The sequence below is a fragment of the Rhizobium sp. BK049 genome, assembly GCF_014193135.1.
Taxonomy (GTDB): domain Bacteria; phylum Pseudomonadota; class Alphaproteobacteria; order Rhizobiales; family Rhizobiaceae; genus Rhizobium.
The window spans coordinates 53,579-70,015 of sequence record NZ_JACHYV010000007.1 but is presented as its reverse complement, the minus strand read 5'-3'; the positions used below and the strand labels follow the sequence as shown (position 1 = coordinate 70,015).

General features: G+C 61.9%; 18 protein-coding genes. 1 reads left to right on the top strand and 17 read right to left on the bottom strand.

Translation table 11 applies throughout. The annotated features are described in order from the left end of the window. Positions 1–10: 10 nt before the first annotated feature. The 16 genes from FHT70_RS09540 to FHT70_RS09465 all read right to left on the bottom strand — a co-directional run bounded on the left by FHT70_RS09540 (position 11) and on the right by FHT70_RS09465 (position 14,022). Entirely contained in the window at positions 11–712 is a 702-nt protein-coding gene (locus FHT70_RS09540; RefSeq protein ID WP_183700531.1) for a tRNA (guanosine(46)-N(7))-methyltransferase TrmB, read from the bottom strand. Beyond that, a complete protein-coding gene (metK, locus tag FHT70_RS09535) occupies positions 709–1,962 on the bottom strand; it encodes a methionine adenosyltransferase (protein WP_085776717.1) in 1,254 nt (417 codons plus the stop codon). Before metK ends, FHT70_RS09540 begins: the two co-directional genes overlap by 4 nt. Positions 1,963–2,141: 179 nt before the next feature. Beyond that, positions 2,142–2,561: a helix-turn-helix domain-containing protein gene (locus FHT70_RS09530; protein WP_064707753.1), complete on the bottom strand. Its 420-nt coding sequence runs from the start codon at positions 2,559–2,561 to the stop codon at positions 2,142–2,144. A 147-nt stretch (positions 2,562–2,708) separates the two neighbouring features. After that, positions 2,709–4,313: an apolipoprotein N-acyltransferase gene (lnt, locus tag FHT70_RS09525; RefSeq protein ID WP_183700529.1), complete on the bottom strand. Its 1,605-nt coding sequence runs from the start codon at positions 4,311–4,313 to the stop codon at positions 2,709–2,711. A 111-nt stretch (positions 4,314–4,424) separates the two neighbouring features. Beyond that, on the bottom strand, positions 4,425–5,570 hold the full coding sequence (locus FHT70_RS09520; protein ID WP_183700527.1) for a hemolysin family protein: 1,146 nt from the start codon (positions 5,568–5,570) through the stop codon (positions 4,425–4,427). Continuing rightward, a complete protein-coding gene (gene ybeY / locus FHT70_RS09515; RefSeq protein ID WP_097599452.1) occupies positions 5,567–6,082 on the bottom strand; it encodes an rRNA maturation RNase YbeY in 516 nt (171 codons plus the stop codon). The genes FHT70_RS09520 and ybeY overlap by 4 nt, the downstream gene beginning before the upstream one ends. Further along, a complete protein-coding gene (locus FHT70_RS09510; protein ID WP_085776720.1) occupies positions 6,082–7,134 on the bottom strand; it encodes a PhoH family protein in 1,053 nt (350 codons plus the stop codon). Before FHT70_RS09510 ends, ybeY begins: the two co-directional genes overlap by 1 nt. Positions 7,135–7,152: 18 nt before the next feature. Next, complete coding sequence (gene miaB, locus FHT70_RS09505; RefSeq protein ID WP_183700525.1) at positions 7,153–8,562, bottom strand: tRNA (N6-isopentenyl adenosine(37)-C2)-methylthiotransferase MiaB; 1,410 nt, start codon at positions 8,560–8,562, stop codon at positions 7,153–7,155. A gap of 48 nt (positions 8,563–8,610) precedes the next feature. Then, positions 8,611–9,408 (bottom strand): 1-acyl-sn-glycerol-3-phosphate acyltransferase, encoded by a 798-nt coding sequence (locus FHT70_RS09500; RefSeq protein ID WP_183700523.1) that lies wholly within the window; start codon positions 9,406–9,408, stop codon positions 8,611–8,613. Positions 9,409–9,435: 27 nt separating this feature from the next. Further along, a complete protein-coding gene (locus FHT70_RS09495; protein WP_085776722.1) occupies positions 9,436–9,864 on the bottom strand; it encodes a Fur family transcriptional regulator in 429 nt (142 codons plus the stop codon). Between the two features lie 82 nt (positions 9,865–9,946). Then, positions 9,947–10,441 carry an N-acetyltransferase gene (locus tag FHT70_RS09490; protein ID WP_085776723.1) on the bottom strand — a complete coding sequence of 165 codons (495 nt, stop codon included), beginning with the start codon at positions 10,439–10,441 and terminating at the stop codon, positions 9,947–9,949. A gap of 1 nt (position 10,442) precedes the next feature. Then, on the bottom strand, positions 10,443–11,105 hold the full coding sequence (gene tsaB, locus FHT70_RS09485; RefSeq protein WP_085776724.1) for a tRNA (adenosine(37)-N6)-threonylcarbamoyltransferase complex dimerization subunit type 1 TsaB: 663 nt from the start codon (positions 11,103–11,105) through the stop codon (positions 10,443–10,445). Positions 11,106–11,194: 89 nt separating this feature from the next. After that, entirely contained in the window at positions 11,195–11,761 is a 567-nt protein-coding gene (locus tag FHT70_RS09480; protein WP_183700521.1) for a NifU family protein, read from the bottom strand. A gap of 109 nt (positions 11,762–11,870) precedes the next feature. Further along, positions 11,871–12,362 (bottom strand): universal stress protein, encoded by a 492-nt coding sequence (locus tag FHT70_RS09475; RefSeq protein WP_011423764.1) that lies wholly within the window; start codon positions 12,360–12,362, stop codon positions 11,871–11,873. A gap of 100 nt (positions 12,363–12,462) precedes the next feature. Further along, positions 12,463–13,527, bottom strand: a complete 1,065-nt coding sequence (trpS, locus tag FHT70_RS09470; protein WP_085776725.1) for a tryptophan--tRNA ligase — start codon at positions 13,525–13,527, stop codon at positions 12,463–12,465. A gap of 87 nt (positions 13,528–13,614) precedes the next feature. Further along, the gene (locus FHT70_RS09465) at positions 13,615–14,022 is read right to left on the bottom strand and encodes a VOC family protein (protein WP_085776726.1); all 408 of its coding nucleotides are present in this window, start codon (positions 14,020–14,022) and stop codon (positions 13,615–13,617) included. 187 nt (positions 14,023–14,209) lie between these two features. On the opposite strand from FHT70_RS09465, the gene FHT70_RS09460 reads away from it, so the two are divergent. Then, a complete protein-coding gene (locus FHT70_RS09460; RefSeq protein WP_085776727.1) occupies positions 14,210–14,638 on the top strand; it encodes a D-Ala-D-Ala carboxypeptidase family metallohydrolase in 429 nt (142 codons plus the stop codon). A 212-nt stretch (positions 14,639–14,850) separates the two neighbouring features. On the opposite strand, the gene murJ is transcribed toward FHT70_RS09460, so the two are convergent. Then, positions 14,851–16,437 (bottom strand): murein biosynthesis integral membrane protein MurJ, encoded by a 1,587-nt coding sequence (murJ, locus tag FHT70_RS09455; RefSeq protein ID WP_183700519.1) that lies wholly within the window; start codon positions 16,435–16,437, stop codon positions 14,851–14,853.

The window sequence follows — 16,437 nt, the reverse complement described above, 5'->3', positions numbered from 1 at the left end:
GCCGACAGCCTCAGATCTTCCTGAAGGTCAGATAGGCCGAAGAGCGGCCCTCGCGGCGTGCCTTGGCCTCGTAGCGCGTGCTCGGCCAGCCCTCATAGGGGGTCAGCCAATCCGCCGCATTGTCGGCCAGCCAGTCGAAGCCGCCATGGTCGCGGCATTTGATCAGCGTCCAGTTCACATAGGTGTCGATGTCGGAGGCGAAGCAGAACAGGCCGCCGGGCTTCAGCACCCGGTGGAAGCGGTCGAGATTGGTCTTCGAGACGAAGCGGCGTTTCCAGTGCTTCCGCTTCGGCCAGGGATCGGGATAGAGCAGATCGATGTGGTCGAGCGAAGCGTCCGGCAGCCAGTCGAGCAGTTGCGTCGCATCGTCATTATAGACGCGAATGTTCTGCGCGCCCGTCTGGCCGACGCGTGACAAAAGCTTCTGCATCGAATTGACGAAGGGTTCGGCGCCGATGAAGCCGGTGGACGGGGTCGCCAGCGCGCGATGCATCAGATGCTCGCCGCCGCCGAAACCGATTTCCAGCCGCAATGTCTTGACCGGAACCGGGAAGAGGGAGGTCAGCGGCTCCGGGGGAGCCGCCGAGAGATCGATGAGGAATGCCGGGAGCAGGCTATTCAGCGTTTCCGCCTGCTGTTCGCGCAGGGCCTTTCCCTTGCGGCGACCGAAAAAGGCTTCGGTCGCCCGTCCCCGGCGCTCCATATCCGTCATGCAGCGACCTTGGTCTTGACGGCTTCCTTGAGCGCCTTGACGAGGTCGGTGCGCTCCCAGGAGAACGAGCCGTCGCGGCCAGCCTTGCGGCCGAAATGACCATAGGCCGAGGTCTTGGCGTAGATCGGCTTGTTGAGGTCGAGGTGACGGCGGATGCCCGACGGCGACAGGTCCATATTCTGGCGGATCGCCGCTTCAACCTGGTCTTCCGACACACCCTTGCCGGTGCCGTGCAGGTCGACATAGATCGACAGCGGCTGAGCGACGCCGATGGCGTAGGAGAGCTGGATCGTGCAGCGGTCGGCGAGGCCGGCGGCGACGACGTTCTTGGCGAGGTAGCGGGCGGCATAGGCAGCCGAACGGTCGACCTTGGTCGTGTCCTTGCCGGAAAATGCGCCGCCGCCATGTGGAGCCGCACCGCCATAGGTGTCGACGATGATCTTGCGGCCGGTCAGGCCCGCATCGCCGTCCGGTCCGCCGATGACGAACTTGCCGGTCGGATTGATGTACCACTTGCAATCCTCGGCGATCTTCAGTTCACCGAGCGCCTCGCGAATATAGGGCTCGACGACGGCGCGGACCTTCTTGGAATCCCAGCTCTCGTCGAGATGCTGGGTCGAAAGCACGATCGAGGTCACTTCCGACGGCTTGCCGTCGACGTAACGCACGGTCACCTGGCTCTTGGCGTCGGGGCCGAGCTTGGCGACTTCACCGTCGCCCTTCTTGCGGGCCGCAGCAAGCAGCTGCAGAATCCTGTGGGAATAATAGATCGGAGCCGGCATCAGGTCCGGCGTTTCCTTGCAGGCGTAACCAAACATGATGCCCTGGTCGCCGGCGCCCTCGTCGCCCTGCTGGTCGGCGGCGCTGTCGACGCCCTGGGCGATATCGGCCGACTGCGAGTGCAGCAGCACGTCGATCTTTGCCTTCTTCCAGTGGAAGCCGTCCTGTTCGTAGCCGATATCCTTGATGGCGCGGCGAGCAGCGGCCTTGAACTTCGAGGGATTGATGACGTCCTTGCCGTCCTTGTCCTTCTTCATCAGGCTCGGCGGCAGGCGGACCTCGCCGGCGATGACGACGCGATTGGTCGTTGCCAGCGTTTCGCAGGCAATGCGCACGCCCCACGGATTGACGCCGGTCTTGGCCGCTTCGCGGTAGACCAGATCGACGATCTCGTCGGAGATGCGGTCACACACTTTGTCCGGATGACCTTCGGCAACAGATTCGCTGGTAAAGAGATAATTCGCGCGCATTCCGGGATTCCCCTCAAAGAATAAAAGCAAGCTAGTAGGTACTCAGTTCGAGCGCTGATGACAAGCGCACAAGGACATAAATATATCTTTATATCTGCGGCGATGTGACAAATTTTGCCCGAAAACGCAAAAAAAAGCGGCCTTTCGACCGCCTTTCCTATTTTGCGATGAGAGCTGGATCAGTCAGCGTCGGCTTCGGCAGCGAGCGCCTTGACCAGTTCCACGACCTTGCGGCGTACCTTGGGATCGGAAATCTTGACGAAGGCACGGTTGAGCTGCAGACCCTCCGAGGAGGAGAGGAAATCGACGACGTAATTCGAGCTGGAGGCTTCGGCCATGCCGCCGACGGCGCCGGCATGTTCGCCGGGCGCATCTTCGAAGAAGAAGGAGACCGGAACATTGAGGATGCTCGAGATGTTCTGCAGACGGCTTGCGCCGACACGGTTGGTGCCCTTCTCATATTTCTGGATCTGCTGGAAGGTGATGCCGAGGCTTTCGCCAAGCTTTTCCTGGCTCATGCCCAACATCGTCCGGCGAAGGCGAATGCGGCTGCCAACATGGATGTCGATCGGATTCGGCTTCTTCTTATTTTCAATCATGGTCGTGCCCTAGCTACGAATTTCTGTTTCCAACCGGCATGCCCCTGATCCATCCCAAAACGCCACGTTGTAAGCGGCGGGAACCCGCCGATAAACATACGTTAAGAACGCCGATTGACACCACTATGCAATTTTAGGGGTTTTTGGTCAATTCAACCCTAAAATAAAACCTCCGCGTGAAATTAGCGCAATCAATATCAGCAGTGCTTCGATCAACCAGAAGTATGTCTGAAGGGGGTATGTGGTTCCGAACCCATTGCCGAACCCATCAACAGTTGCATCAATAAAGCCGGTCTCACCAAGACCGAGGCCTGCGATGATTTCCCCATGCGCGTTCACGAGTGCCGATATGCCGTTGTTGGCGTCGCGAATCAGCGGCAGGCCGGTCTCGATTGCCCGCACCCGCGCCTGCTGAAAATGCTGGTAGGGTCCGGGCGTGATGCCGAACCAGGCATCGTTGGTGAGGTTGAGGAGCGCGTTGGCATCCACGATGTCGCCGGTCATTTCGCCCGGAAAGATGATCTCATAGCAGATCAGCGGGTAGAGATTGAGGCCGCCGGGCAGCGCCAACAGGTGCCGGGTTGCGGCGGCCGAAAAGCCGCCCGGTATCTCGACGATGTTCTGGATGCCGAGTTCGGTGAGGATGTCCTCAAAGGGCAGATATTCGCCGAAAGGCACGAGATGCACCTTGTCGGAGGCGGCGATGATCTGGCCGCGGCCGTCGATCACATAGATGGAATTGTAGTAGCGCACCGGTGTGCCGGGCCCTATCTCCTCGGCGCGCACTGCGCCGGCGATCAGGATCTGGTCGTCGTCGAGCGTATCGGCGATCCGCGTCAGCGCATCCTGGTTGTCGGTGAGGATGAAGGGGATCGAGGTTTCCGGCCAGACGATGATGTTGGGTTTGCGTCCGCCATTCCTCGGCGCTTCGGCCGAAAGCTTCAGATGGGTCTCGAAGATCGCATTGCGGTCGGCGTCGTTGTCCATCTTCGCCGCCTGATCGATGGCCGGCTGCACCAGCCGCACCACGGGCCGCTTGTCCTCGGGCAAGGGCTGCGGCCGCGGCGCCAGATGGAGGGCATAGGCGCCGTAACCGAGATGGGCGGCAAACAGCAGGGCGGCGAGCGCAATTCCAGGCTTCGCGCCCTGTCGCGTCCCGATCAGCGCCGGGGCGGAAAAGACGAAGACGGCAAGTGTCGTCACCCCCGTCACGCCGATCACATGCGCCGACTGCATCATCAGCGGAACGGGCATCAGGCCGTAACCGATGGCATTCCAGGGAAAGCCGGTGAGAATCACGCTTCGAAGCCATTCCATCAGGCCGAAACCGGCCGCAAGTGCGGCGATCCGTCCCATGCCGTCCGACCACACGATCCGGGCAAGTGCAGTCGCCAGCCCATAGAAGACCGCAAGGCCGGCCGGCAGTCCGAGGACTGCCAGGGGCAGTGCCCAGGCAAATTCCTCCGAATCGACCAGCAAGGCATGGCCGATCCACCAGAGGCCGGCGACGAAATAGCCGAAGCCGAACAGCCAGCCGACGGCAAAGGCCGGCCATAGCCTGCCGATCATGCCGCTTTCAGGAGAAGCCGCCGCCCCGTCGAGCAGCCAGACGAGCAGCGTGAAGGAGAGAAACATCGCAGCGAAAAAACCGAAAGGCGGCAGCGCCAGAGCGGCGAATGCTCCAGCGGCGACGGCCACCAACGACCGTTTTAACCCCCAGACGAGGATAACCCTGTCCGCAAGCCGCTCCATGCGCACTCCCATCAAACCGCGAATCAACCCATGCGCAGTCTTTCAAAAAAGCGGCTCTTTGTCCTGTTTCCGCAACGGCCCTGAAAGGCGACCCGATTTTCGTACTGATGCCTAGTTCGTGGTCGATTCGGCCGGCCGGTCGTCGCCGGTCTCGGATCCGGGCGTGATGTCGCCAGCCTCCTTGGCGCGGCGGCGGATCGCGTGGCGCTTGCGGGTGATGCGCAGCCGCTTGATGCGGCGCGGATCTGCGTCAAGAATATGGAATTCGAAGTTCGGCAGGGCCTGGACGACTTCGCCGCGAACGGGGATGCGGCCGAGCGCGGAGAAGATCAGCCCTCCCAGCGTGTCAACCTCGTCGACCTGTTCGCTGATGTCGAAATCCGGTCCGATCGCTTCAGCGATCTCTTCCAGCTCAACACGGGCGTCGGCGACGAAGACGTCTTCGGCGACGCGCTTGAACATCACCTCTTCGTCGTCATGTTCGTCGTCGATGTCGCCGACCACCATTTCGACGATGTCCTCGTGCGAGGCGAGACCATCGGTGCCGCCATACTCGTCGATGACCAGCGCCATCTGCGTACGGTTCACCTGCATTCTGCGCAAGAGGTCGGAGGCCAGCATCGACGGCGGCACGAACAGGATCTTGCGGATGATGCCGGCCTCGGCGAGCGTCTTCTGCAGGTCGACCCGCGCAAGATCGAAATTCGGCTTGGTCGAGCGCAGCGGCTTCTGGATGTTCTCCGGCGCGACTTCGATCGCCGGGGCTGCAGCGGCCGGCTTTGCCGGGCCGCGGCGCTTGTTGCGCGCCTGCTTGGCGACGTAGGAGAGCAGGTCGCGGATATGCACCATGCCGCGTGGGTCATCGAGCGTATCGGCATAAACAGGCATGCGCGAGCGGCCGGATTCCTCGAAAAGGATCATCAGCTCGCCGATGGTGATATTTTGGTCCACCGCCTCGATATCGGCGCGCGGCACCATCACGTCGGCGACGCGCACCTCGCGAAAGCGCAGGATATTGTGCAGCATCGCCCGTTCGTCGGGCGAAAAAGCGTCGTCGCCGGCCGCATCGGTCATAAGCGCATCGGCAAGATCCTCGCGCAGTCGCGAGCCCTGCTGCGGGCGGAGAATGCGGGCGGCGCGCGACCAGAAGGATTGGGATCGGCCGGATGGCCGACTACTACTGCCGACCTCATCCGAAGAAGAGGATGGCTCGGAGTCCTTGGCGTCTGCCGCCGGCTTCGTCGTAAAGTCGCTCATGGTTCCATTTTAAGGTCTTGACCCTCGTAGGGATCAGATAGGCCGAGCTGCGCCAAAATGCGAGTCTCCAGCCCCTCCATAATTTCGGCTTCGGCATTATTCATATGGTCGTAGCCGAGAAGATGCAAGAAACCGTGCACCAGAAGATGGGTCAGGTGGTCGTCAAAACTCTTCTCGAGTTCCTGGGCTTCCCGCTCCACCGTCTCCCGGGCGATGATGATGTCGCCGAGCATCGGCCCGGGCAGCTTGCCGCGCTCAACCGGAAAGGCCGGGAAGGAAAGGACATTGGTCGGCTTGTCCTTGCCGCGCCATTCGGCATTGATGTCCTGGATTGAGGCATCGTCGGTAAAGACCAGCGAAACTTCAGGCGGCATCTTCGGGAAGGGCTGCTTCTCATTGTCGCGAAGATAGACCGCGGCGGCCCCGAGCACACGCTCGCAAAAAACCAGCAGCGTTTCCTCGCCGGGCCAGCCGATATTCTCGATGCTGATCTGGATATCGAGTTCAGCCATCAGTCCTGCCGACCGACGTCTTCGGCTTCGACAAGATAGGTGGCGTCATAGGCTCTGACGATGCGCCCGACCAGCGGATGGCGCACGACGTCGGTGTCCTTGAAGCGCACGATCGAGATGCCCTCAACGCCGTTCAGCAGCTCCAGGGCCTCGACGAGACCGGATTTGACGCCCCGCGGCAGGTCGATCTGGCTAGGGTCGCCGGTGACGATCATGCGAGCATTTTCGCCGAGACGCGTCAGGAACATCTTCATCTGCATCGACGTCGTATTCTGCGCTTCGTCGAGGATGATGGCGGCGTTGGCGAGCGTGCGGCCGCGCATGAAGGCGAGCGGCGCAATTTCAATGACGCCGGCGGTGATGGCCCGATCGACCTTGTCGGCCGGGATCATATCGTAGAGCGCGTCATAGAGCGGGCGAAGATAGGGGTCGACCTTTTCCTTCATGTCGCCGGGCAGGAAGCCGAGGCGCTCGCCGGCCTCGACGGCCGGGCGCGACAGGATGATCTTTTCGACCGCGCCGCGCTCCAGCATCTGGGCGGCATGGGCGACGGCGAGATAGGTCTTGCCGGTGCCGGCCGGGCCGACGCCGAAGACGAGCTCGGCGCGCTCCAGCGCCCTGATATAGGCGTCCTGCGTCGGCGTGCGGGCGATGATCGTCTTCTTGCGCGTCGAAATCTGCGCCATTGTCAGCTTGGCCTTGCGCTCCATGGTGGGAAGGCTGAGCTGATCGTCGGCGGCGACCGCCATGCGGATTGCGCCCTCGACGTCGGATCGTTCCACGCTGCCGCCTTTCTGAAGCTTTTCATAGAGATAATCGAGCGTGCGCCGCGCCTGATTGGTGGTCACGACATCGCCCGATATGACGACGGAATTGCCGCGTGCCCGCGCATCGATATTCAGCCGCTCCTCGAGCAGCTTTAGATGCTGGTCGAACTGCCCGAAGAGTTCGCTGGCGAACCGATTGTTCTCGAACGTCAGGACGAAGTGATTGGTGTCGCTCGGCGTGCGGGGGTGGCGCGGTGAAGAAGAAACCAATTCTTGTCCGTTCAAGCGGTCGGGCTCCTTGGGTTAGACCGTAGCCTCTGCGCGTTCGGCAAACAGGCTGTTCGTTCCGGTTCCGGTGATTCGCACTTTGATAATGTCACCGATTTGCGATGCTTTTGCATCAACATTCACGGATTGAAGCCAGGGAGAACGTCCGATCAGCTGACCCGGCATGCGGCCGGGCTTTTCGAGCAGTAGATCGATCTCCTTGCCGATGCAGGATTCGGCAAATTCCTGCTGCTGCTTCAAAAGAAGCACTTGCAGGCGTTCCAGCCGTTCTGCCTTGATCTCTTCCGGCACCTGGTCCTTCAGTTCCGCGCCGGGCGTGCCCGGCCGAGTCGAGTATTTGAACGAGAAGGCCTGCGCATAGCGCACTTCCTCCACAAGTCTGAGTGTATCCTCAAAATCCTTGTCTGTCTCCCCCGGAAAACCGGTGATGAAATCGCCCGATAGCGCGATGTCCTGACGCACGGCGCGGATGCGCTCGATCAGACTGAGATATTCGGCCGCCGTATGACGGCGGTTCATCGCCTTCAGGATTCGGTCGGAGCCCGATTGCACCGGCAGGTGCAGGTAGGGCATCAGCGCCCGGAGGTCGCGATGCGCCTCGATCAGCCGGTCGTCCATGTCGCGGGGATGGCTTGTGGTATAACGCAGCCGCGCCAGGCCGGGGATCTCGGCAAGCCGGTAGAGCAGGTCGCCGAGGCTCCATGCCTCGCCACGCGGTCCGGCGCCATGCCAGGCATTGACGTTCTGGCCGAGCAGGGTGATTTCGCGCACTCCGGCTTCGACGAGCTTTTCGGCCTCCTCGACGATCTGCGAGACCGGCCGCGATACTTCCGAGCCGCGCGTATAAGGCACGACGCAGAATGTGCAGAACTTGTCGCAGCCCTCCTGCACCGTCAGGAAGGCGGTGACGCCGCGGGCGCGGATCTTGCGGCTCTCGGCAATCGGCAGATGCTCGAACTTGTCCTCGATCGCATATTCCGTATCGACGACGCGCTGGCCCTCTTTGGCCCGGCGCAGCGCCTCCGGCAGGCGGTGATAAGTCTGCGGCCCGATGACGACGTCGACAGCCGGCGCCCGGCGCAGGATCTCCTCACCTTCGGCCTGGGCGACGCAGCCGGTTACGCCGATCATCATCTCCCGGCCGTCGGCTGCCTTCTTCTTTTTCATCTCGCGCAGCCGTCCGAGCGCCGAATAGACCTTCTCGGCCGCCTTCTCCCTGATATGACAGGTGTTGAGCAGAACGAGATCCGCCTGTTCCATGTCTTCGGTCGGTTCGTAGCCGTCGCGGGCAAGCGCATCGCTCATGCGCATGGAATCATAGACGTTCATCTGGCAGCCATAGGTCTTGATGAAGACCTTGCGGCTGTTGCTGCCGTCACGGAGAGAAACCTCCGGGGCCTGAAGAAGGGCGTTATCCTGTGTCATGGCGCGCTATTTAGTGGTTTTTGCCGTCGGAGAAAAGAGACTCTCGGCTCACCCGACATTGCGCCCGCGCAGGCTTGTGTTGAGAAGGCTGCGGATGCGCGAGGCGATCGTCGCGCTCACCTCTTTGCGATTGCTCTCGGCGCGGTATTCCACCGCCTCGCCGAAGGAAACTTCGGCGTCGATGGCGCCGCATCTGAGGATGTCGATCAGATGCGGCAGGAGCTCGATATCCCCCGGCCAGGCAGCGAGCGGCCGGTGGTAGCGCCCCATCGGAATGCCATGCACTCTGGTATAGGCAACGGCCACCGGCTGCACCACGACGGTTCCCGTCGGCGAATAAGGCACCGCCATCGCGGCAGCGCCGAACAGCGACGACTTGACCTCAAGCAACCGGTTGCCGTCCGAGGTCGTGCCCTCCGGAAAAAGCACGACGATTTCCCCGTCGGCCATGCGCCCGGCGATCTCATTTGCCTGATGGCCGGTCTTGCGCCTTTCCTCGCGCACAACGAACACGCTCTTCTGCAGCTTGGCGAGCGTGCCGAAGATCGGCCAGTCTCTGACCTCGATCTTGGCAATGAAAGCGACGTCGGCGACGGCCGACATGACCATGATGTCAAGCCAGGACGAATGGTTGGAGCAGAGCATCAGCGGTCGGCGGTCTTCCAGCCTGCCCGTCACCCGGACGCGGATGCCGAGACAATAACAGATGATACGGTGCCAGACGCGCGGAAGTCTGCGGCGCAGCCGCCAGTCGAAACGCAGGGCCAACAGCTGCAGCGGCATGAGCACGATGCTGACGGCAAGGATGACGACCGCAGCGAAGGCAATGCGCAGCCAGGCGATCAAATTCGGCACTCCCGGGCGGCCATCGCTTCAGAGATCTTCCTTCTTCAACGGAATGCCGTAGAGCTCCAGGCGGTGGTCGACCAGCTGGAAGCCGTGCTCGCGGGCGATGCGCTCCTGCAGCGCCTCGATCTCAGGTGAACGGAATTCGATGACCGTGCCGGTCTTCAGGTCGATGAGATGGTCATGATGCTCTTCCGGCACCGTTTCGTAGCGCGAGCGCCCGTCGCGGAAATCGTGGCGGGCGATGATGCCGGCATCCTCGAACAGCTTGACGGTGCGATAGACCGTGGAGATCGAGATTTTCGCGTCGACCTTCACAGAACGGCGGTAAAGCTCTTCGACGTCGGGATGGTCTTCGGATTCTTCGAGGATGCGCGCGATCACGCGGCGCTGCTCGGTCATGCGCATGCCGCGTTCGGCGCAAAGCTCCTCGAGGGTCTTGGCTACGTCGGTCATGGCCCGCCTTCAAAAGTAATCGCGTTTCCACAATGCCTGCACGGCGTTTGCGCCGGTCCGCATGTCCTGCTCTGCCAGGGAACTATCGAAGAACGCGCTTCATGACAAGCGCCGTGGAAGGGGCGCCGTTTTCCTGCTTGTAGTAGCCCTGGCGCTCGCCGACCTTTTCAAAACCGAGCTTGCGGTAGAGGCCGAGTGCTGCCGTATTGCCGCTGTCGACCTCAAGAAACATGCTCTCGCCGCCACGCGCCCGCGCCTCGCGCATCGCCGCCTGCATCAGCCGCCAGCCCAGTCCGGCACGGGCGGCTTTCGCCTGCACGGCAATCGTCAGGATCTCGGCTTCGCCGGCGACTTGGCGGGCAAGGATAAAGCCGGGAAGCGGCTTTTTCAGGATGGCGTTGGTCTGGCGCGCGACGAAGCCGAAAACAGTCTCCTGCGACAGCAGGCTGTGGAATTCGCCGTCGCCCCAGGGCTGGGCGAAACGCTCGCCATGCAGGACGGCGACGTCGCGGCAATCCTCGCGCTCCATGGCGATGATTTCGAATTCCGGCTTCAGCGTCAGATAGGCTTCCAGCATGTCACACTCGTCGCGCAATCGCATATCCGGCCTGCGGCTTGGCATCCGGTCCGCGCAGATAAAGGGGCTTGGGCTTTCCGGCGTCGGCAGGGGCCGCAGCCCCCAGACGCGCGACAATCGAAATCGGAAAGACGTTGGGGTGGTCGCCACCGGCGCCGGCCTTCAGGAGCGGCGTTGCCGAACCGGTGATTTCACCATCGAAGCCGGCGGCGAAAGCCTGGGCCTCGGCAACGCTTGCCGCCCGCGGCTGATCCAGCGGGGAACCATCGGCGGCGAAGGACTGGAGATAGATTTCGTCCCGCTTGGCGTCCATCGCCGCCAGCACGGCACGGCCCGGCGTCCTCGCACGCTGGGCTGATGCCATCACCTCGAGCGTGGTGACGCCGACGACGGGCACATTGAGGGAAAGCGCAAAACCCCGGGCTGCGGCAACGCCGACGCGGATGCCGGTAAACGAGCCGGGGCCGATGGTGACGGCAAGGCGGTCGACGTCAGAAAGCGTGACACCCGCCTGATCCAGCGCGCGATCGACGATCCCGATCAGATGTTCAGCATGCCCCTTGCCGATCATGTCCGATGCCTCCCCCAGCACCGTATTCCTGCCGCTGTCATAAACGGCGGCAGCGCAATCCACACCTGCCGTGTCGAGCGCCAGAACGATCATGCCATCAATTTCCGAATAAACTGTTTGTCGCCTAACCATAGACCCTCCGGCCGAACCTGAGATGAACGGCCGGAGCGAATTTGAAATTCTTAAGCGGCAATCACTTCCTGCACTTCGGGAACGAAATGGCGCAGCAGGTTCTGGACGCCGTGCTTCAGCGTCGCCGTCGAAGACGGGCAGCCGGAGCAGGAGCCTTTCATGTTCAGATAGACCTTGCCGTCCTTGAAGCCGCGGAAGGTGATGTCGCCGCCGTCCTGGGCGACAGCCGGACGCACGCGGGTCTCCAAAAGCTCCTTGATGATCAGCACGATCGACTCGTCGCCTTCATCAAAGAACTCGTCGCCGGCATCGGCATCTTCGGAAAGGATGGAAGCATCACTCATGACCGGCTTGCCGGACATGAAATGCTCCATGATCGAGCCAAGGATAGCCGGCTTAAGATGCTGCCATTCGGCGTTGTCCTTGGAGACGGAAATGAAATCATAGCCGAAATAGACTCCCGTGACGCCAGGAATTTCGAACAGGCGGGCGGCGAGCGGCGAGGCTTCAGCCTCTTCGGCGCTGCGGAATTCGGCGGTGCCGTTTTCCATGACAACCTTGCCCGGCAGGAACTTCTGTGTGGCGGGGTTCGGCGTGGCTTCGGTCTGAATGAACATCTGGCTCTCCATGTGACAGGCTCGAGACCTCGGCCGTCTTTAGAATTCTTCCAAAGAAGATAAGCCCATTGCCTGACCTAATCAAGAGACTTGTACTCAAGAAATAGGCTCAGCAGAGGGCGTCGATTTCCTCATTGGTCAGCGTATCCGGCAGGACAGTGACCGGGATCGGAAACGCCGCCGCGCGTCCAGCGACCGACGAAACCAGTGGTCCGGGACCTTCCTTTGCCGAGCCGGCGGCAAGAACGAGGATCGCCACATCGCGGTCTTCTTCGATCACGGCGTTGATCTGCTCGGCGGCACTGCCTTCCCGGATGACGACCTCAGGCTCAATGCCGATCGTCTCGCGCACGATCTGGGCGATCTTGGCAACCGTTGCCTCGGCTTCCTCGCGCGCCTCGGCCCGCATGATCTCCTCGACGCCGAGCCATTGCTGGAAATCGCCGTTGGGGATCACATAGAGCAGCACCAGGCCGCCATTGGAATTCTTCGCGCGCCGGCCGGCATAATGAACGGCGCGCTGGCATTCGGGTGTCCCGTCGATCACCGCCATGAATTTGCGGCGGTGACCTTCGAGCCGTGAGAGTCGCTTCGATACCATGGGGCGGACTCTGACACCCGAAGCGGAAAAATTGCAAGCGCAGTTTTTGGCGCCTCTGCCTCTGGGGATTCCTTGTTCCCCGAAGGACAGGGGCGTTGTCTCAGTACAGGAAGCCGATAACGTCGCGCACCTGCTTCATCGTCACTTCGGCACGCTCCCTGGCGCGTTCGCCGCCCTTGCGCAGGATCGCGTCGATATGGCTGGTATCGTCCATCAGCCGGCGCATCTCGCCGGTGATCGGCGCCAGCACATGGATGGCGAGATCGACCAGCGCCGGCTTGAAGACCGAGAATTGCTGGCCGCCGAATTCGGTAAGCACCTCGGCCTTCGATTTGTCGGCCAGCGCGGCATAGATCGCCACCAGATTGTCGGCTTCCGGACGGCCCTGGAGCCCGTCGACCTCGCTCGGCAAACCGTCCGGATCGGTCTTGGCCTTGCGGATCTTCTTCGAGATCGCCTCTTCGTCGTCCATCAGATTGATGCGCGAGAGGTCGGAAGGATCGGATTTCGACATTTTCTTGGTGCCGTCGCGAAGCGACATGACGCGCGGCGCCGGTCCGCCGATCAAGGGTTCGACCATCGGAAAATAGGCATGCACTGGCTCGTCGCCGACGGTGATGTCGACGCCGTAGCCGCTCTTGCGTATATGCTCGGCATAATCGAGGTTGAACTTCATCGCGATGTCGCGGGCAAGCTCCAGATGCTGCTTCTGGTCCTCGCCGACTGGCACATGGGTGGCGCGGTAGACGAGAATGTCGGCGGCCATCAGGCTTGGATAGGCGTAGAGGCCGAGCGAAGCCTGCTCGCGGTCCTTGCCGGCCTTGTCCTTGAACTGCGTCATGCGGTTCATCCAGCCGATGCGCGCGACACAGTTGAAGATCCAGGCAAGTTCCGCATGCTGCGGCACGGCTGACTGATTGAAGACGATGTGCTTTTCCGGATCGATGCCGGCGGCGATGAAGGCAGCGGCGATCGAGCGCGTCTGGCTCGGCATGTCCTCGTGCACCAGCTGGGCGGTGAGTGCATGCATGTCGACGACGCAGTAGATGCAGTCATTGCCTTCCTGCAGCGCCACGAAGCGGCGGATCGCACCGAGATAGTTGCCGAGATGCAGATTGCCGGTCGGCTGCACGCCGGAGAATACGAGTTTTTGGAATTCGCTCATGTCGTCCTCAATAGGCTGGTGGAGGGCCCCAGGGCTGTTCGCCCATGTTGCTAACGCCGCGGCTTATGCACGGGCAACCCGTCCCAATCAAGTGGTTCGGGCTGCGGCATGCTGGATCAGGTCGAAGGTGTTGCCGTAAGGATCCGTAAAGACGGCGACCGTGCCGTAGACCTCATGCCTGGGCTCCTCCAGAAAGCGCACTCCGGCGCCGAGCATCGCGGCATAATCGCGGGCGAAATCGTCGGTCTTCAGGAAGAAGCCGACGCGGCCACCCGTCTGGTTGCCGATCGCCGCGCGCTGCGTCTGGTTTGCCGCCTGCGCCAGCAGAAAGGCTGCGCCATCCCCGCCTTTCGGCTTCACGACCACCCAGCGTTTGCCCTCCGGCTGGGGCTCGTCCTGAAGGCAATCGAAACCGAGGGTGCCGCAATAGAAGCCTTTGGCGCGGTCGTAATCGTCAACGACGAGCGTGACGAGAAAAAGAGACTGGACAGTCATGTGATCTCCCATGTTTGGATGTTTATTCCATCTAGAACGCGAAGGATGCTCATTTTTAAGCCGAATTGATCAGCGTCCTTAGTTCAAATTGAGTATAAAATTTCACAGAAAAGCTTTTATTGAACTGAAAATCCTCTCCGCACACTGGCGGCCCGTCAGTCGCCAGGCCAACCGCCCGGAGGGGACCATGCAGAACACCCGTTTGCTCGTCATGGCAGGCCTTTTCGCCCTACAATCCGCAACCGACGCCGTCGGTCAAGACAGCAAGAGACCGGCCGTTCATCTTCCCAAGCATGAGACGCGACTCGCCTATGCGGTTCAGACCGTCAGCGTGCGCGCCGGCTGTTTTCCAGAGCGCCTGCGAGCGATCCTCTCGCATATCGCCGCAAAGACCGGACGTCGCCCGATCGTTACCTCCGGCCTCCGGCCACATCCCCGCCGTCATGGCTCCCTGCATGGAAAATGCCTGGCGGCCGATATCCGGGTGCCGGGCCTCTCGGAACGAACCATCATTGCTGCCGCCAAGACAGCTCCAGGCATCGGCGGCATCGGCAGCTATTGCAACGGCATCATTCATGTCGATGTCGGCCCGCAGAGACGATGGGTCGATTGTTAGGCGAGCGAGAAAAGTGTGCAGGGGTTTTGTGCCACGGCGGTCAGGTTTGCGCCGGCTACTTTTGCCCCTCACCCTAACCCTCCCCGTAAACGGGGCGAGGGGACGTGCCTACGAGAGGCCTGAGAGAGGCGCGGCGGCGCGGCAAGTCCCTTCTCCCGTCAGAACGGGGAGAAGGTGGCGGCGGCCGGATGAGGGGCTTTCTCGGCAATCAACTAGCTTTGTGCATCCTTCGCCGGCACCGGCTTGCGGTTCAGGTTGCGCCGAATCATGCCGAGGTCGGCTCCGCCGATCAGGAAGGCGGCGGCGAAATAGATGAGCATTGCGATTGCGATCAGCAGCCCCAGCGTACCGACCTTGGTCAGAAGCGGCGCGGCGGAGGCGAGCCACGGCGCCCAATATTGCTTGAGGAAGACGATTGCCGCGCCCATGACGGCCGAGGCGACGATCAGCAGGGCGGCGCGTTTTGCCAGCGCCCATTCCCAGGTCAGATGGCCGCGGCGCAAAAGCGTGGTGAACAGCAAAAGCGTGCTGATCCAGCCGGCGGTGGCTTCGGCGACGGCGATGCCGGGCGCGCCCATAAAGGGGAACAGGGTCAGCGCCGTCGCGCAGTTGGTCCCCACTGCGATCGCCGAGAAGCGCATCGGCGTCTTGGTGTCCTCGCGGGCGTAAAAGCCCGGCTGCAGCGCCTTGATCAACACAAACGCGGGCAGGCCAATGCCGTAGATCGCCAGGATCGAGCCGACGACGGCGGTGTTTTCCTGATGAAAGGCGCCGCGTTCGTAGAGCACGCGGATGATTTCGTCGGAGAGGATCCAGAGCGCGAAAGCGGCGGGGATGGTCAGGAACAGCACGAATTCGATCGAGCGGTTCTGCAGGTTTGCCGCTTCGCGCAGCGCCCCGCCCTTCAGCGCCCGGGCAAGCTCCGGCAGCAGCACCACGCCGACGGCGACGCCGACGACGCCGAGCGGCAGCTGATAGATGCGGTCGGCATACTGTAGCGCCGCAATCGCGCCGTCGCGGGAGGAGGCGATCGCCTGGCCGATCAGCTGGTTGATCTGAGTGATGCCGCCTGTCACGGCGGCGGGCACCGCAAGGATCAGCAGCCGCTTGACATTCGCAGTCATCTTCGGGAAGCGCAGGCCGATGCTCATGCCGGCTGTCAGCACGCCGACATAGACGACGGCGAGTTGCAGCACGCCGGCGGCAAGAACGCCCCAGGAGAGATACCAGGCCGTCGCGAGCGGATCGGCGCCGGTATAGAGCGAATAAAACAGCGCTCCGATCATCACCACGTTGAGGAAGACGGGGGCGATGGCGGCGGCGAAGAAATGATGCAGCGAATTCAGCATGCCGCTCATCATCGCCGTCAGCGACATGCACATCAGATAGGGAAACATCACGGCCGCCATGCGGATCGTGATCGAGAATTTCTCGGCATCGTCGGCAAAGCCCGGCGCGATGATGAAGCGCACCAAGAGCGGCATGGCAAGCTCCATCACGATGGTGATGAGGAGCAGCACCGAAAACAACACGCCGAAGACTTCTTCCGAAAAGCGCTTGGCGCCATCCGTGCCGTTCGCCTCAATCTCCTTGGCAAAGAGCGGCACGAAGGCGGCGTTGAAGGCGCCTTCGGCAAACAGCCGGCGGAAGAGGTTCGGAAAACGGAAGGCGGCGTAGAAGACGTCGGCCATCGGCCCGGTGCCGAGCGCCGCTGCCATCAGCGTTTCACGGGCGAAGCCGAAGATGCGGCTGCCGAGAGTGGCGCCGCCGACGGTCGCGAATTTCTTGACGAGGCTCAT

What these genes read in the sequence shown, in the direction of transcription:
- metK (WP_085776717.1), bottom strand. Translation starts at nt 1,962, where the DNA reads ATGCGCGCGAATTATCTCTTTACCAGCGAATCTGTTGCCGAAGGTCAT.
- murJ (WP_183700519.1), bottom strand. Translation starts at nt 16,437, where the DNA reads ATGAGCCTCGTCAAGAAATTCGCGACCGTCGGCGGCGCCACTCTCGGC.
- FHT70_RS09480 (WP_183700521.1), bottom strand. Translation starts at nt 11,761, where the DNA reads ATGTTCATTCAGACCGAAGCCACGCCGAACCCCGCCACACAGAAGTTC.
- FHT70_RS09540 (WP_183700531.1), bottom strand. Translation starts at nt 712, where the DNA reads ATGACGGATATGGAGCGCCGGGGACGGGCGACCGAAGCCTTTTTCGGT.
- FHT70_RS09495 (WP_085776722.1), bottom strand. Translation starts at nt 9,864, where the DNA reads ATGACCGACGTAGCCAAGACCCTCGAGGAGCTTTGCGCCGAACGCGGC.
- FHT70_RS09465 (WP_085776726.1), bottom strand. Translation starts at nt 14,022, where the DNA reads ATGACTGTCCAGTCTCTTTTTCTCGTCACGCTCGTCGTTGACGATTAC.
- FHT70_RS09490 (WP_085776723.1), bottom strand. Translation starts at nt 10,441, where the DNA reads ATGCTGGAAGCCTATCTGACGCTGAAGCCGGAATTCGAAATCATCGCC.
- FHT70_RS09475 (WP_011423764.1), bottom strand. Translation starts at nt 12,362, where the DNA reads ATGGTATCGAAGCGACTCTCACGGCTCGAAGGTCACCGCCGCAAATTC.
- trpS (WP_085776725.1), bottom strand. Translation starts at nt 13,527, where the DNA reads ATGAGCGAATTCCAAAAACTCGTATTCTCCGGCGTGCAGCCGACCGGC.
- FHT70_RS09460 (WP_085776727.1), top strand. Translation starts at nt 14,210, where the DNA reads ATGCAGAACACCCGTTTGCTCGTCATGGCAGGCCTTTTCGCCCTACAA.
- miaB (WP_183700525.1), bottom strand. Translation starts at nt 8,562, where the DNA reads ATGACACAGGATAACGCCCTTCTTCAGGCCCCGGAGGTTTCTCTCCGT.
- FHT70_RS09520 (WP_183700527.1), bottom strand. Translation starts at nt 5,570, where the DNA reads ATGAGCGACTTTACGACGAAGCCGGCGGCAGACGCCAAGGACTCCGAG.
- ybeY (WP_097599452.1), bottom strand. Translation starts at nt 6,082, where the DNA reads ATGGCTGAACTCGATATCCAGATCAGCATCGAGAATATCGGCTGGCCC.
- tsaB (WP_085776724.1), bottom strand. Translation starts at nt 11,105, where the DNA reads ATGATCGTTCTGGCGCTCGACACGGCAGGTGTGGATTGCGCTGCCGCC.
- FHT70_RS09530 (WP_064707753.1), bottom strand. Translation starts at nt 2,561, where the DNA reads ATGATTGAAAATAAGAAGAAGCCGAATCCGATCGACATCCATGTTGGC.
- lnt (WP_183700529.1), bottom strand. Translation starts at nt 4,313, where the DNA reads ATGGAGCGGCTTGCGGACAGGGTTATCCTCGTCTGGGGGTTAAAACGG.